Annotated in this window: 15 protein-coding genes; 2 read left to right on the top strand and 13 right to left on the bottom strand. The window is 50.3% G+C overall.

Annotated features, from left to right (window positions below; all coding sequences use genetic code 11):
• Positions 1-47: 47 nt before the first annotated feature.
• The 3 genes from HY394_00365 to HY394_00375 are packed head-to-tail and all read right to left on the bottom strand — an operon-like array spanning position 48 to position 4796.
• Positions 48-4217 (bottom strand): hypothetical protein, encoded by a 4170-nt coding sequence (locus tag HY394_00365; protein MBI4052472.1) that lies wholly within the window; start codon positions 4215-4217, stop codon positions 48-50.
• Positions 4218-4277: 60 nt separating this feature from the next.
• Positions 4278-4541 carry a type II toxin-antitoxin system RelE/ParE family toxin gene (locus tag HY394_00370; protein MBI4052473.1) on the bottom strand — a complete coding sequence of 88 codons (264 nt, stop codon included), beginning with the start codon at positions 4539-4541 and terminating at the stop codon, positions 4278-4280.
• The gene (locus tag HY394_00375) at positions 4542-4796 is read right to left on the bottom strand and encodes a hypothetical protein (protein ID MBI4052474.1); all 255 of its coding nucleotides are present in this window, start codon (positions 4794-4796) and stop codon (positions 4542-4544) included. It lies immediately after the preceding gene.
• A 266-nt stretch (positions 4797-5062) separates the two neighbouring features.
• Between HY394_00375 and HY394_00380 the strand changes: the two genes are divergently transcribed.
• Positions 5063-5407, top strand: a complete 345-nt coding sequence (locus HY394_00380) for a hypothetical protein (GenBank protein ID MBI4052475.1) — start codon at positions 5063-5065, stop codon at positions 5405-5407.
• 1 nt (position 5408) lies between these two features.
• On the opposite strand, the gene HY394_00385 is transcribed toward HY394_00380, so the two are convergent.
• Both HY394_00385 and HY394_00390 read right to left on the bottom strand, forming a co-directional pair.
• Complete coding sequence (locus HY394_00385; protein ID MBI4052476.1) at positions 5409-5705, bottom strand: hypothetical protein; 297 nt, start codon at positions 5703-5705, stop codon at positions 5409-5411.
• Positions 5706-5818: 113 nt separating this feature from the next.
• Positions 5819-7015: a 4-demethylwyosine synthase TYW1 gene (locus HY394_00390; GenBank protein ID MBI4052477.1), complete on the bottom strand. Its 1197-nt coding sequence runs from the start codon at positions 7013-7015 to the stop codon at positions 5819-5821.
• Between the two features lie 181 nt (positions 7016-7196).
• Between HY394_00390 and HY394_00395 the strand changes: the two genes are divergently transcribed.
• The gene (locus HY394_00395; protein MBI4052478.1) at positions 7197-7520 is read left to right on the top strand and encodes a PRC-barrel domain-containing protein; all 324 of its coding nucleotides are present in this window, start codon (positions 7197-7199) and stop codon (positions 7518-7520) included.
• A 54-nt stretch (positions 7521-7574) separates the two neighbouring features.
• Here HY394_00395 and HY394_00400 read toward each other — a convergent pair whose 3' ends face one another.
• From HY394_00400 to gcvT, 8 genes are all read right to left on the bottom strand, one after another.
• Positions 7575-8741 carry an NFACT family protein gene (locus tag HY394_00400; protein ID MBI4052479.1) on the bottom strand — a complete coding sequence of 389 codons (1167 nt, stop codon included), beginning with the start codon at positions 8739-8741 and terminating at the stop codon, positions 7575-7577.
• A gap of 64 nt (positions 8742-8805) precedes the next feature.
• Positions 8806-9387: a hypothetical protein gene (locus HY394_00405; protein MBI4052480.1), complete on the bottom strand. Its 582-nt coding sequence runs from the start codon at positions 9385-9387 to the stop codon at positions 8806-8808.
• A 148-nt stretch (positions 9388-9535) separates the two neighbouring features.
• Positions 9536-10297 carry a lipoate--protein ligase family protein gene (locus HY394_00410; GenBank protein MBI4052481.1) on the bottom strand — a complete coding sequence of 254 codons (762 nt, stop codon included), beginning with the start codon at positions 10295-10297 and terminating at the stop codon, positions 9536-9538.
• A 1-nt stretch (position 10298) separates the two neighbouring features.
• Positions 10299-10595: a biotin--protein ligase gene (locus HY394_00415; GenBank protein MBI4052482.1), complete on the bottom strand. Its 297-nt coding sequence runs from the start codon at positions 10593-10595 to the stop codon at positions 10299-10301.
• A 4-nt stretch (positions 10596-10599) separates the two neighbouring features.
• On the bottom strand, positions 10600-12051 hold the full coding sequence (gcvPB, locus tag HY394_00420; GenBank protein ID MBI4052483.1) for an aminomethyl-transferring glycine dehydrogenase subunit GcvPB: 1452 nt from the start codon (positions 12049-12051) through the stop codon (positions 10600-10602).
• On the bottom strand, positions 12048-13394 hold the full coding sequence (gene gcvPA / locus HY394_00425; protein MBI4052484.1) for an aminomethyl-transferring glycine dehydrogenase subunit GcvPA: 1347 nt from the start codon (positions 13392-13394) through the stop codon (positions 12048-12050). The genes gcvPB and gcvPA overlap by 4 nt, the downstream gene beginning before the upstream one ends.
• A gap of 62 nt (positions 13395-13456) precedes the next feature.
• Positions 13457-13837, bottom strand: a complete 381-nt coding sequence (gene gcvH / locus HY394_00430; GenBank protein MBI4052485.1) for a glycine cleavage system protein GcvH — start codon at positions 13835-13837, stop codon at positions 13457-13459.
• A gap of 37 nt (positions 13838-13874) precedes the next feature.
• Positions 13875-14969 (bottom strand): glycine cleavage system aminomethyltransferase GcvT, encoded by a 1095-nt coding sequence (gcvT, locus tag HY394_00435; GenBank protein ID MBI4052486.1) that lies wholly within the window; start codon positions 14967-14969, stop codon positions 13875-13877.
• Positions 14970-14976 lie beyond the last annotated feature (7 nt).

Here is a 14976-nt window from a genome sequence, read left to right on the forward strand (position 1 = left end):
CGCAATAGCGCGAGCACCACAAACCGCACCAGCCGGGCGTTCGGCTCTTACCAGTTCTTTAGTATCCTGTTTTCGGTTTCCTTTTTTTCCGCTTCGCCTTTTTCCCTTTTTTTTCTCACAGCAAACAGCAGGGCCGCGGCAATTGCTATTGGTGCCAGGATTGCCGGAACGGGGAGGTTTTGCATTCCAGCAAAGCCGGTCGCATTCTGCCCGGAACCGGAATTCAGCAGGACAATCGCCTTGAGGTAGTGGCCTTTTTCGAATTCCTTTTTTGCAAGGACTATTGCTTCGGGGTTTTGCCTGCCGGAGTTCGCGTTTTCCGCGGCTGAATTGAACTGCACTGTCGCGTCTTCTTTCATCAATGCGAGCGCCTTGCCGGTTTCCTTTTCAATGGCGTCAAGCCTGTCAACGGAGCGGAGGAATTTCGCTTTCTGCTTTTCAAATAGTTCAACCGCGTCCCTGAAATCGCGTTTGCGGTTTTCATTGAAAATTCCTTCAAGCCCCGCTTTCAACACCTCGGAGTCCAAAGCTTCTAGTTCCAGTTCAAGCTGGCCAAGCCTTTCGGATGTCATCGGCGGAACGTATGCGATTGCAGCCAGCTCTTCCATTGTGACGCCGGACAAGGCGTTTGCGACCAAGGCGAATTTTTCGGGAACGGTTTTTTCAATTTTCTCCAGGAATTCCTTTGCCCTGGTTTCGTTTTCAAGCGACTTTTTTTCAACCGCCTTTTCCAGTGCAATGTTCAGGTCGAACAGGTTTTCCGCGAGGCTGTCCGTCAGTTTCTTCGCCCCCGCCAGGTTGCCTTTGAACGTTTCCCTTTCCGCGTCCGAGGCAATGGCAAGCGCGTTCTCCGCGTTCGCGTCAAGGGCATTCGCGCGCAGTTCCGGAAGCATTTTTTCAAGGCTTTCCTTGAGCAGCAATTGCTTTTCATGCAGCGCCTGGTTTAAGCCGTTGGGCGTTTCCGCCAGCCTTGCCTTTGCCGCATACAATGAACTGATGCCTTTTTCCGGCCCGGATTTTTTGGATTCGCTTTCTGCAGCAAGCAAGAGTTGTTCCGCCCCGGAAATGCTTTGCCGTGCCTGGCCGGCTTCTTCCGCAAACCCGTTTTCTTCAAGTTCAGCGGCCGCCGCCTTTTTTTGGTCAATTTCTTTCTGCACGGCTTTTTTCATTTCGGCGAAAAGCATTGCGCTTTCGCTTTCCGCGTTTTCCTTTTGCTGCAATTCCGAGGCTTCTTTTGAAATGTCCGAAATTTTCTGGATGCGTTCCTTTGAGGAAAAGCCGGCCGCGGCGGCTTCCATTTCCTGCACTTCCGCAAGCAGTTCTTCCGCCTTGGCCGCAACAGCCGGGTTCTGTGACACAACAAGCTTTTCAAGCCGGTTTTCGGTTTCCGCCAGCAATGAACTCCAGTACGTCTGCTCGTCGAAGACCGCGAACTCCGCATTGAAGGATTTTTCGCGCAAGGCCGGAAGCAACGGAATCCTGAATGAAATCATTGCGCCGGACTGGCTTGTTTCGATTTTTTTCCCTGTTTCGTCGGTAACGGCCAGGCCCGACACGTTTCCTGCCGCTGGAAACGGCGATTGCACAAAAACGTCTTCGACTTCGATCGGCAGGACGTTGGAAACTTTTATGAGCGCCTTGAGCCTTGACGAGTTCGCCTCAAACGCGGTTTTTTCCAGAACGCTTGTCTGCACGCTGACTGCGTCGCGCACAGTGAAATAAACCATGACGTTTTCCTTTCCGGCAAGGTTTTCCATGTCAAAAGAAATTTTGTTGCCCTCCAGCCAGTGCTTAAGCTCCGCGTTGTTCCTTATGGCGAAAACGTTTGCGGCAGGCTTTGAAAAGTTTTCGCCGAGAAGATAAGTCTGCAACCTGAATTTCGGCGTTCCCGCGTCAGCCGACAAGGCTATTTTTTTCTCGACAAACGCCTGTCCGTTGCCCGCAAAAAACGCCTGTGTTTCCTCTTCGGCCCTGACCGAGAGCACGGCAAAAAATTCTATTCTGGTTGTTCCCTGTGGAATGCTTTTGAACTCTGCCGCAAGGCTTTTGCCTTCCTGGCTTAATCCGGAAACGTTTGCGGGCAGGCTTTCAAAGCGCGCAAAGTTGGATGAAAAAGGGAAATCAATTTCAACCGGCCGGTCAAAGCCGCCGAACGGGTTTGTGATTGCAAGCACAAACCTTGCCTCGGCCGGCTTTCCGGCTTCAACCGGCTGTTCCGCAAAAGCCTCAAGCGAAAACCTTTCGGCAAAAAATGCCCTGATGGCGTCTGCAAGGCTTTCCTCGGCATCAGACTTCAAGTCAGCGGCTTCATTTTCCAGTTCGTCCAGTTCAAGGGCGCCTTTTTCCGTCAGCTTCCCGTTTGAAATCTTTTGCCCGAGCCTTTGCAGTTCTTCCTCAAATGCCTGCGCGTTTTCCGGTGCTAACGCCTTTGGCGAGACCGAGGAAATGGCGAGCAGCGACGCAACCGTTTCTCTCGCCCCAGACAGGTTTGCGGCCGCGTTTCTTGCCTCATCCGAATCAGAAAGAGCCCGCAGCGCATCCTCTCTGAGGCTTTCGCACGCGTTCCTAACCATCAGCATCTGCTGTTCAGAGAATTCAACGCTTTCCAGAATTTCAAGCCTTGGCAGGAATCCTGACAGTTTTTCCCTGAGGCTTTTTTCCGAGAACGCCTTTTTCAGGAAGCCATGGCAATCCGAAAGCAGTTCCTCCTGCCCGGCCCGGAAAGCCGCAAAGTTTTTTTTCGCCGCCTCAAAGTCCTTGAAAGAACTGAACGCTTTCCCGCAAAACCTTATTTTTTCCGCACCGCTTTTTTCGGCCGCAAATTTTTTGGAATAGAACAATGCCCTTTCCTTGAGGCCGGCAATGCCTTCCGGCAAATTCTTTTCCTTTTCGAGGCTGTCAGAAATTTCCTCGGTTTTTCTTTCGCACAGGAATTCCGCCTGCCTGCCGAAACTGTCTTCAAAAAACGCGATTTCGGTTTCAATCGACTTCAGGCTGTTGAGGGTTTCCTTGAGTTTGCCTGCGGTTCCGCCGAGCGAAAGCCTTTTCAGGCCTGATTTGAGTTCAAGCATTTCCTGTTTTGCGGCAATGATTTTGGGCAGGGCTTTTTCCGCGAGTTCCTTTGCCGAGGTTATTTCAAGGCTTCCGGAGGAAATGCCGTGCGTCTGCCTTGTCATGCCAAGTTCGGCCAGAAAACCGTTGTCTTCCGGCAGGCTGTCTGAAATGTTTTGCGACCTCTCCAAAAGTTTGTCCGCCATGCCGAGGTTTTCTTCCAGTATTTCGGAATTGCGCTGCACGAGTTCGGCTTTGTGGCTTTGCTCGGCTTTCAGGATCTGCGAGAATTTTTCCGCCGCCGAGTTCCGTTCGCCGAGAAAATCGTTGTAGGATTCGAAGAAACCGAACGCGGGAAAATTTTTCATGGTCTCGATTGCCGACCTGAACTTCGCCTGCCTTGAAAGCGCGTCGATGACGTTGCCCACAAAATCCGAGATGATTGGCAGGTAAAGCCCGTTTCCGACGGCTTTTTTTTCGAGCGCGGAATCGTGCCTTCCGAGAAAATCGAGCAGGGAAAACTCGCGCTGTGCCACGGGCGAAAAGCCGTTTTGTTCCGCCAACGCGCTGAACTTTTGCGCCTGCAACGCAACAAATCCTGAAAATGACGAGTTGTTCGCTTTTCCTTCCTGCAGGTCGTTGGCGTTCTGGGCCAGCAAAACATGGTCCGCGAAAAGCGGCTCTTCCTTGGCAAGGCCGATGCCTTCGCCTTCAAGGAAAGATTTTTCCAGCAGGAGCACGGCTTCCGCTTTCTGCAACGCGTTTTGCGCCTCGTCAAAAGCCCTTTCAAGGTTGTGCGAAAAGCTGTTGATCTGGAATGAAAGGTCAGCCGGGTTGGAGGCATTGCGGCACGCCTCGTTCATTGCCTTCAGGTTTTTCTGGGCAAAGTTCAGGTAAAGCCAGCTCAAGGCGGCATGGTTTTTGTAGTAATAGAGTTCCTGGCTGATTTCCGGCGCAAAGTCCTGTTCGAAGCCGAAAAAGCTTTTTTCAACGCTTTCAAAGCACTTTTCCTGCGTCGAACATTCCGGCACCAGGGCAAAGCTTTTCGAAGTCAAATCGACGCACAGCTGCCTTTCCCCGATTGAAACCCTGTCATTGACGCAGCCGGCAAGGAAAAGCAATGCCGCAATGAAAAGTGCCGAAAAGCCTTTTCGCACCAAAACCACGAAAAATTTCGGCAAGGCGAAGGAATAAATGGCTTTGCGATTTTTCGGCGGAAGACGAAGTTAATATCTGGGCTGTTTGTAAACGTTTTTTCTGTGCCCTATTTTATGGATTGACAATATGTTATTTGTTGGGAATTTTTCCAGAATCAGCCGGTAATGGCCTATTCTTATCTTGTAAAATCTGGTGCCCTTTACCTTTTCAAGGGCCATGCCATCACTGCCCTCCATTTCGGAAATTTTTTTCAACGCTCTTTCGATAACCGGTTTTTCCAGTTTTAGAAGCTCTTTCTTGGCATCTTCATTCCAAATTATTTTTGACGGCATTCAAAGACCAAGCTCTTTTTTTATCTGTTCAGTGGTATAAAACCTGCCTTTCCGGATGTTTTTCCTGGACTTTTTTATATCCCTGATTGTTTCTTCGCTGAGTTCGAGTTCAGCTTCCCCGTCCTCTTTTGCAATGATGACCAGCCTGCCCAGGACTTCCTCATAAGTTTCCCTCGGATGGTCTTTAAATGAATCAAGTTCCATTTTCATTTTCTTTGAAATCTGGATGGTTGTCGAATCACTCACTATAATCACCTATATTATATTATAGCACACTATATTTTAAATTACTGGATAACGTCGATTTCTTCGGCGCAGTTGGTTTTCGGTCCCCTGAAAGTGGCCTTTTCGAGTTTGTCCCAGGCATTCCCGTCTTTTTTCATTTAGCCGTCAAGTATTTCCTTTAGGCCTTGGAATTTAATCCTTTCTTTGTCTGCGGCAAACGCCGAATTCCGGCACAATTAATCTATTTATATAACTTTGATCACATTCCTTGCAATCAGCTTGTTTTTGGTGTCATCATGTCGTTCGGCTTTGGCAGGAAAGGAGTCATTTTTTCGACTGACGCTTTGTTCGGAGTCTTCTTTGTCGCGCTCATCGCGTCTGTAATGCTTTTGAACAACCAGTCCAATGCCTTCGAGAACAGGGTGTTTGAAAACCTGGGCAGGAAAACCTCTGACGCGGCAATGGTTGGCTTCCAGACCGGCCAAAACGTGTCTGCTCCGGCCTTCACGGCCTTGGGCTTGTCTGATTCCATGCCGGCGTTGAAGGGCTTCGGAAAATGCTCTTACTCTTATTCTTACGCACCGGCCGCAGACACTATCCAGTCAAATGTCGTAATCCAAAAGTTTTGCGCAAGCGAATGACTCATTGCCCGGATTGGCTGAAGCATTCCTGTGCAGTGCTTCCGGTTTTTGTGAGGCAGGAAATGCACCGGCTTACCTGCTGTTCGGACAAATCATAGCGCTTTTCGCAGTCGGCAAGCTTTTTGTTGCCCGCGTTGAGCATTGGCTGTACAACCTGGCTGTCAAGGGCAATGCCGATTATCATGCCGGCAACGAACAGCACGACCATTATCGTGGCGGTTGACGACCAGAAGCCCTTCTTTTCGGCAGGCTTTCTCGGATTGTGGTCATCGCGTTCTTCGCGCTTTTTGAATGCCATGGAAGAGAATTAGCTTAACTTGTTTTTATTTATTGCTTTGCGCTTCTTTTGGCATGAGTTTTGCATTCATTTCATGAGCCGGTTTCGTCCGGCTGGTTCGACGTTGAGGGTTCTCACTGCTGTTCGAACCCTCTGCCTGCCTTCATTAGTTTTGCATTCATTTCATGCGACGGGTCAATTCGGGTTTCAAATTCTCTGTGCTGTTCCGTTTTCACGCCCTTTGTTTTGTGCGCTTTCGCCCAGGCCTTGAAGTCGATCCAGCGCGGGGTTTTCCCGTCCCAGAGCAATGCAACCCTGCTTGGCAGATGCTCGTCCGCGTAAACGAATCCAAGCTCTTCGTTGAATTCGCGCGCAAACTCCCTGACTTCTTCCATTTCAAGCATTCCTTTCAGGCCCACACGCTTGCGCGAAAAGCCGACAGCAACATAACTTTTGAGTTCCACGAAATTCGGCTTCGCGGTTTCCTTGACAATCTGCGCGAATTTTTTCGCGTCCTTCGCATTCACGCCTTTTGTCAGGGTCAGCCTTATCACGCTGCGGTTGAAGTGCCTGAGCAGGGAAAGCGTTTCCATAATTCTCTGCCACGCGTCCTTTTCAAGCGGGTGGCAGGCGCGTTTGAATGTTTCCTCATCCGGTGCCGGCATCGTTACATAAATCTGCGTGGGCTGGTGCTTTATCAGTTTACGTACCATTTCCGGCTGCGTGCCGTTCGAAACCAAAAAAGTCGAGCAGCCATGAGCGTTGATTTCGTCTATGAGTTCCGGCAAGTGCTTGAACAGTGTAGGCTCGCCTGTCAGGGAAATTGCGAAGTGCATCGGCACGTCCATTTCCGAAACGCGTTGTTCCACTGCCGTCCTGTTGCCCTTGAAGCCGACAAGCAGTTTCTTGTGCGCTTCAACCGAGTTGCCGAAAATCGTGTCGACCGGGTCCTCTTCTATGCTCAACTTCGTTTCGCGCTTGCTTATGTCTCTCCAACACCACTCGCATGCCAAATTGCAGGTGTCCAAAACCGGGGACATTTGCACGCAGCGCCAGCTTTCAATGCCGTAAAACCTGTGCTTGTAACATGTGCCATCGCCGCGCAAAGCCTTTTTCGTCCACTCGCAGACCTTCACGGCAGTGTGGTTGCCTGCCAGGCGGTAGCCTTGGCCTAAAAGCTTTTCCAGTCTTGCCGGGGACATCCAAGCATTTTCAGCATCGTCTTCGGGGTTTGCGCCTGCACCTGCTTTTGCGTCCGCCGATTGCCCGGCTTCTTTGTACATCGGCAGTTCGTCAGGTGAATCCTGCAGTACTGTAAGTTCTTCGCTCATGCAGAATTTTAGGGGCGCAAAATTTAAAAATTCAAGGCGCCTTTGTTTAAAATGGCGCCATTGAAGCGCGGCGGAATTCGGCAAAAAGGCGTTTTATGTATTAAGAAGTAAGTTTTATAAATTGCAAAGCCATTTATACAATAAATCATTTCATAATCTTCAATGATTAGTTGGTGAAAGCATGTATAAGTACACTATTGCGAGACAGTTGGCCACTAAAAGGGTCATCACCAATAGGGGCGAAGAGGTCGGCAAGCTGATTGACCTGCTTATCGACGAGCGCAGCGGAGACATAGAGCATTTGCTCATAGAGGTTGACAGGGGCAGCAAATTCGTCAAGAAAATCGGGAAAGAAGACAGGATAATAGAAATCCCGTATTCGGCTGTCACGGCTGTGAGCGATGTTTTCATTGTCGACGAGCGCGAAGTCACAGGCCAGGGCGAGCATGCTCCGGTGCATCCGCACGCGCACCCGTTGGCGCAGCAGACAAGACGCAGGATTTAAGCAAATCCAATTCGACATAATTTTTTTGCCTGCTGGGACGTTTAGCTAACGCAATTAGATTTCGATCTCGACAGTCTTTTCCTTCAGGCTGATGTCCTTCACAGCCAGCGGCAATGATTTGGCACTATACATAATTTCCTCTTTTGTTTTGCCGCCTTCAACAAGCCTTTTCAATAACTCAACTTCTTCACTCAATTTCGTGAAATTTTCGTAGATGGCTTCGCCTTTCTTCCGGTTCTCTTCAGCCTCTTCTTCCAGCCTTTTTTTCGCTTCCCCCTGCTCGCCGAGAGAGTGTTTCAGGGCAAGTATTTCGCGCTCCAGCTTTACTTTTTCCCCGGAAATCCTGCCTTTTTCCTGTCCTGCAAAGGCCGCGATTATTTCGGCTTTTTTCGCCGGCACCTTGAGCGTATGCCTGCCGGTTGTGAGGCCTTCGGAAACAAGCGCCTTGTCCAGGAAACCGCTTATTGACTCGATTTTTTCGCATTCTTCTTCCGGTATGCCCGAAATTTTGAACGGCAGAAGCACAATTTCTTCGCCTTTTTTCCTTGCAACCGGCGCGGCCTTTTTTGCGTCGACTGCAAAAATTTCCCTCGCCTTTTCAAGCAGGCCCTGTGCTTCCACGCCTTTTTGTGCCTCGTTTTTGCCTCCAAGCAGGGCTTCCGCCACGATCGGGGGAATGGCTGTCTGTTTCACCATTTCCGAAACAGGTTTTTCCGAGGAAACGATTTTCTGCATCTGTTCAAGGCTTATGTCTGCCGGGCCGGGCTTGGAAGCAGGATACTTGTAATCATAGCCTTTCCTGAGCGTCCTGTCCTTCCATTTTTCCGTGCGCTTTACGGCAATGATCTTGCCGTCCCCGTCCACAAGCAAAGCGTTGCCTTTTGCGAAAAACTCCAATACAAGCCTGCCGCCTTCAAAGCAGATTTCGGCAATCCTTTCAGTGCCATGCTGCCTCACTTCCGCTATTCTTTTGTTGTACAAGTGCTTTTTGAGCACAGCTGAAAAGCCTGAAGCATTGTGGATTGCCGGCAGGGAATAGTCTGTGAAAAACATGCAGCTGTCCGCTATGATGAGGCTTTTGCCGCCTTCTTTCGTGTGCACCCTGATTTTGAGCCAGCCGTTCTGCAATTGCTGGACCTTGTTGACAAAGCTTCCTTCCAGGCCGGGCTTCAGCTCAAGCACGAGGTAAGCCATGGTAATGTTTGACAGTTCAACGTTCATGCAGATTTTTTTGTCAAAACAGTAATTAAAGGTTGGTAGTCAGTGTTGCTAAAGGTTGGTTTTGTCAGCGTTGCGGCACTGGCCTGGTTTGCGGCTGTTTTAGCTTGTACTGTTCCTTTGCAACAAGCATTCTTTCATTGACAATGATTGCAATCTGCTGCAACTGCTGCCAGTTTGTTTGCGGGTCATGCACTGCCTGCCAGATTTTCCCGATTTCCTCTTCCTCGAACAGGCCGTGTTCCGCCAAAAAGAGCAGGTCCTTGAAAAGGCCTCTCCGCACCCTCTCAGTGCGTTGAACAACCTTATAACGTTCTTCGATGAATTTCTGCACTTCTTGGAATTGCGCCGGCGTTGCGTCTTCGCCACGCGTTTTCAGCATCTGTTCAAGATGTTCTTTTTCCTGCCTTGTGACCAGGCCCAAGCTTTCAAGCCTGCGGATTTCCTCAAACGCCCTTTGCGGCCCGTGCCTGCTGCCCGCCATTGGGCCATGCAAAGCCCAGTCGAGCCCGCGCTCTAAAAAGCCCTTTGCAAATGCTCCGGCCCGGCTGACGGCATTGCCGGTGTTTTCATCCCGTTCGGCTTCGTGGGCCTGCCTTTGAGAATAAGCTTCCGCCCGCGGGTTTCCCCGGATTCTTTGTTCCGGCATATGTGACAAATGTTATGGTTAAGGCTGTTAAAAAACCTTTATTGGCAGCCGCGGCAGAAAAACCTACAAAACTACAAAGTCTTAATAAAAGAAAAAGTTTCTTTCTAAATAGTAAATTTTCTTGATTTTCCTTAATTTTTCTGTCTTTTTATCTTTTGTAGTTCCAATCTTTTCCCGAAAACTTTTCCTTTGCGATTTTTTCCGCCAAAGCCATTTCGTTTTCAAGCAGTCCGCCTTCTTCCAGTTCAACGCCGAAGTTTTCTGCAAAGCCTTTTTGCATTGCCTTTTGGCATTCCGCAAAGCTGACGTTTTTGCCAAGCTCTTTTTCCACTGACGTTACCCTCTGCTTCACGTCTTCTATGAGCTTGCCTTTCAGCTTTTCGTTCGGCACTTTCAGCAGGGAAAACATTTTTTCCACGTCAACTTTCAGCAAAACCGTTCCGTGCTGTAAAATGACCCCGTTCCTGCGCGTCTGCGCATTCCCGGAAATCTTTTTCCCATTAACCGCGATGTCGTTCAATGGCACGAACCGGCAGTTCAGGCCCAGTCCAGCCAGGCCCAGGACAACGGCATTGCAGATTTTCGCGTAAGATTCAAGTATGTTCTGCGGCACAACGCCTTTTTCGGGCAGGGCAATGCTGTAAGTCAGTTCGTGCTCGTGGAATACCGCGCCCCCTCCCGTTACGCGCCTGACAACGCCAACGCCCTGTTTTTCGCACTGCGAAACGTCAACTTCTTCCGGCAGGCTCTGGAAATAGCCTATGCTTACTGCAGCCGGCTTCCAGGCATACAATCGCACGGTCGGAATTTTGTTTTCGGGCAGCAGGCGCATGATTGCTTCATCGGTGGCCATGTTGTGGAAAGCGGTGTTTTCATTGTCGAGGATAACTCTCCATTTTTTTCCGGACATTTTATTCACCGCCTTTCGCGTTTTCCGAAGCCATTTTTATGGCAAGCGCGATGCTTGCGGGGTCCGCGCCGAAAAACTGCAAATCGTTTTCTTTTACTGCCAGCGCGATAACGCTTTCCGCTTCCTCAATGCTTTTGCCTTTCAGGTTTTTTTCAACCAGTTCAATCCCGTTTTCCGGGTGCAAAAAAAAGTCGCCCGTGATTTTCACGGAAATTATCCTGTTCGCAGCAGGCTCAAAATCCAGGAAGACTTTCAGCAGTTTGCCCTGCGGAACCTTGAAAACGGATTTGCCCTGCACAGCATCACGCCTGTTTCCGCCATCTCAGCACCGGCTCTTTTGCCGCCCTGACCGCGTCAAGCTTTTTCACCGGCAGGTTGTGGGGCGCGCTTTTAACGAAATCGGGTTTTTCCTGCGCGTCTCTTTTGATTTGCAGCATTGCCTCGACGAATTCGTCAAGGGTTTCCCTGCTTTCGGTTTCAGTCGGCTCGATCATGATTGCGCCGTGCACTATGAGGGGAAAGTAAATAGTGGGCGCGTGATAGCCCATGTCAAGAAGCATTTTCGCGACATCGCTTGTGGTTACGCCGTTCGGGAGTTTTTCGTCATTCAAAACGAATTCGTGCATGCAAATCCTGTCGTGTGGCAGGTTATACTCGTGTTTCAGTTTTTCCTTCAGATAGTTTGCGTTCAGCACGGCTGTTTCGCCTGCCCTGCGCATTCCTTTTGCGCCCAATGCGCGTATGTAGGTGTAGGCGCGCACCATCATCCCGAAGTTCCCGTAAAACGATTTCACCTTGCCAATGGATTTGGGCAGGTTGTGGTTCAAATGGTGAACGCCGTTTTTTTCCTCGACCATCGGAGTGGGCAAAAATTCGACCAAATGCTTTTTCACTCCCACCGGCCCGCAGCCCGGCCCTCCTCCACCATGCGGAGTCGAAAAAGATTTGTGCAGGTTAAGGTGCATGACATCGAATCCGAGTTCGCCCGGCCTGCAGATTCCAAGCAATGCGTTCATGTTCGCGCCGTCCATGTAGACGAGGCCGCCTTTTTCGTGCACGATTTCGCAAATCTTAACAATGTCTTTTTCGAACAGGCCGAGGGTGTTCGGGTTTGTAATCATTATGCCTGCAACTTCTTCGGACATTTTTTCTTTCAGCACGGAGAGGTCAATCATTCCTTCCGCATTCGATTTGATTTCTTCGGCAATGAAGCCGCATTGCGTCACTGAAGCCGGGTTTGTGCCGTGGCTTGAATCCGGAATCAGGATTTTCCTTCTCTTTGCGCCTTCGCCCCTGCTTTCATGGTATGCCCTTACAATGCGAATGCCCGTGAATTCGCCGCATGCCCCTGCAGGCGGCTGAAGTGAAAACCTTTCGAAACCGCAGATTTCGCACAGCATTTTTTCAAGTTCAAACATGAGTTTGAGCGCGCCCTGCGTCGTGATTTCCGGCTGCAATGGATGAAGTTGCGCGAAGCCCGGAAGCTTTGCCATTTCCTCGTTGACTTTCGGATTGTATTTCATTGTGCAGCTTCCCAACGGATAGAATCCGTTGTCGACCCCGTAATTGCGCCTGCTCAAACCCGTGTAATGCCTTACAACCTCGATTTCGCTCAGTTCCGGCAGTTCCGCAGGTTTTTCGCGCAGGAATTCTTTCGGAACAAGGCCTTCAACGCCAATGCTTTCATCCGCGGCTGGCTTGGGCAGTTCAACGCCTCTCTTGCCTTCCACGCTTTTTTCAAAAACCGTTTTCATGCGAATTTCACTTCCGCCAGGGCCTTTGCCAGCGCGTCAATCTCCGCTTTGGAATTCATTTCGGTTGCGCACACAAGCAAATGGTTTTTGAATTCGGGATAATATTTTCCAAGGTTAATGCCCGCAAGAATGCCTTTCTTTTCCAGTTCAAACAATGACTTTTCCGCGTCCGGGCATTTTACGACAAACTCGTTGAAGAACGGCGCCCTAAACGCCAATTCAAACCCGCGCACTCCGCCAATCTTCTTTGCCGCGTAATGCGCGTTTTTCAGATTCAGTTCTGCCAGTTCCTGCAGTCCTTTTTTGCCCAGCAATGACAGGTGAATCGTTGCCGCGAGAGCGCATAATGCCTGGTTCGTGCAGATGTTTGAAGTTGCCTTCTCCCTGCGGATGTGCTGTTCGCGGGCCTGCAAAGTGAGAATGAATCCCTCTTTTCCTTCGGTGTCAATGGTTTTCCCGCAGATCCTGCCGGGAAGCCTCCTGACAAATTCCATTTTGGTTGCAATCATGCCGACGTATGGCCCGCCGAAGCTCATCGGAATGCCGAAGCTCTGGCCTTCCCCGCAGACGATGTCAGCGTTGCATTCTCCCGGCGCCTTCAGCATGCCCAGTGAAACCGGTTCGGAAACGCTTACAGCGAACAACGCGCCTTTCGCGTGCACGATTTTTTCAATCGCCTTCAAATCCTCAACACAGCCGAAAAAATTCGGGTTCTGCACCAGGACAGTGGCAGTGTTTTCATTCACTTTTTTTTCAAGTTCAGAAATGCCTGTCGTTCCGCCTTCAAAGTCCGCTTCAACCAGTTTTATGTTGTGCGCGCCCGCATAGGTTTTCGCGATTGCAAGATGGTCGGGGTTGATTGCCTTGGAATAAACAACTTCTTTGCGCCCGGTCTGGTAGACGCCCATCATCATCGCCTCTGCAAGTGCGGAACCCCCGTCGTAAAGCGATGCGTTCGCAACATCCATTCCGAACAGTTCGCAGACCATTGTCTGGTATTCGAAGATTGCCTGCAGCATGCCCTGGCTTATTTCGGGCTGGTATGGCGTGTAAGCGGTGTAAAATTCGGCCCTTCCCGCAAGGTGCCAGACAGCGCTTGGAATGAAATGGTTGTAGCAACCCGCACCCAAAAAGCCTGAAACCTTTCCGATGTGATGGTTTTGTTCGGCCAACGACCGGACATGCGAGACAAGGTCCTGTTCGGGCATGCCATCGGGCAGTTTGAGTTTTTCTTTGAGCAGTTTGTCTTGCGGAATGTCTTTGAACAGGCCTTCAACAGAGGAAACGCCTGCAACGCGCAGCATTTCCTTTGCCTGCTTTTCCGTGTGCGGAACGAAGTCCAATGCAACCCCACCAAAAATAATTTAAAAAAATAAAATTGCCTTGGCAAAATTCTCTTCGCTGTTCAGTGCGCCTGCTCTGCCAAATATTTTTTGTACGCCTGCGCATCCATGAGCTTGCCCAATTCGCTTGCATCCCTGACCTTGATTTTGAACAGCCAGCCTTCGCCGTAAGGGTCCCTGTTGATGATGCCGGAATCCTTTCCGGCTTTTTCGTTCACTTCGACGATTTCGCCTGAAACCGGCGCGAAAACGTCTGAAACGCTTTTCACGGATTCGACGACCATCGCTGTCTTGCCCTGCTCGACCTGCCTGCCTTTCTGCGGCAGTTCCGCGAAAACTATGTCTGTGAGGGAATGCTGCGCGAAATCGGTTATTCCGATAATGCCGAGGCTTCCCTCGACCTTAACCCACTCGTGGTCCTTGGTGTATTTCAATCCGTCCAAAACCTTGCTGTCCGACACAACCTCACCTTTTTTTCGTTCAACTTTTCTTGTAAAAAGGTATTTTAACGGTTTTCGCAGGCAAAAACCTGTCCCTCACCTTGATCTTGAACTCCGAGCCTTCCGCAGCGAACTCTTCCGGCACGTAAGCCAGGCCGATGTTTTTCTTCAGTGTCGGTGAAAGCGTGCCGGATGTGACAACGCCGATTTTTTCTTTTTCATCCTTGCCGTAGACTTCGTAGCCGTGCCTTGCGATTCCGCCGGAAACCTCAAAGCCTACAAGAACTTCGGCAAGGCCGTTTTCCTTCTGCGCAAGAAGCGCTTCCTTTCCGACAAAGCCCTTGTTGAATGAAACGAACTTTGAATAGACGTTCTGCAGGGGCGTATGCGCTTCGTCGATGTCGTTGCCGTAAAGCATGAAAGCGCATTCCAGCCGCAGGGTATCCCGGCAGCCGAGGCCGCATGGCTTCAGGCTGAATTCTTTTCCCGCCTGCCAGGCCGCGTTCCACATTTCTTGCGCCCTGTTCCAGGGAAAATAAACTTCAAATCCGTCTTCGCCCGTGTAGCCGGAGCGTGAAATGATTGAATCGAGGCCAGCAACCTTGCCTTCCGTGCCGTGGTAAAACTTTATTGCGTCGAGGTCAATGTCCGTGAGCTTTTTTGTCAATGCATTCGCGTTCGGCCCCTGCACGTCAAGCTTTGCCGTCTGCATTGAAATGTTTTCCAGTTTAACCTTTGCGTTCATTTCTTTTTTCTGCTTTTCAAACCAGGCGAAGTCTTTCGGCATTGTTCCCGCATTCACGACGAAAAAGTATTTCTGCTCGCCAAGCCTGTAAACCGTGAGGTCGTCGATGATGCCGCCCTGCTCGTTGCACATGACGGTTATTTTCATCTGCCCAAGCTTTTGGCCGGCAATGTCCCTCGTCACAATGCGCTGGATGAGGGCTTCCGCGTCAGGGCCTTCCATCATGAATTCGCCCATGTGCGAAACATCGAACAGGCCGACGTTGTTGCGCACGGCATTGTGCTCGTCCATCAGGGTTGAATAGTATACGGGCAGTTCCCACCCGCCGAATTCGACCATCACGCCGTTCAAGGCTTTGTGCTGTTCGAAAAAAGGAGTCTTCAAACCCATTAGTGTC

The organism is Candidatus Diapherotrites archaeon (assembly GCA_016205145.1).
GTDB lineage: Archaea > Iainarchaeota > Iainarchaeia > Iainarchaeales > JACQJH01 > JACQJH01.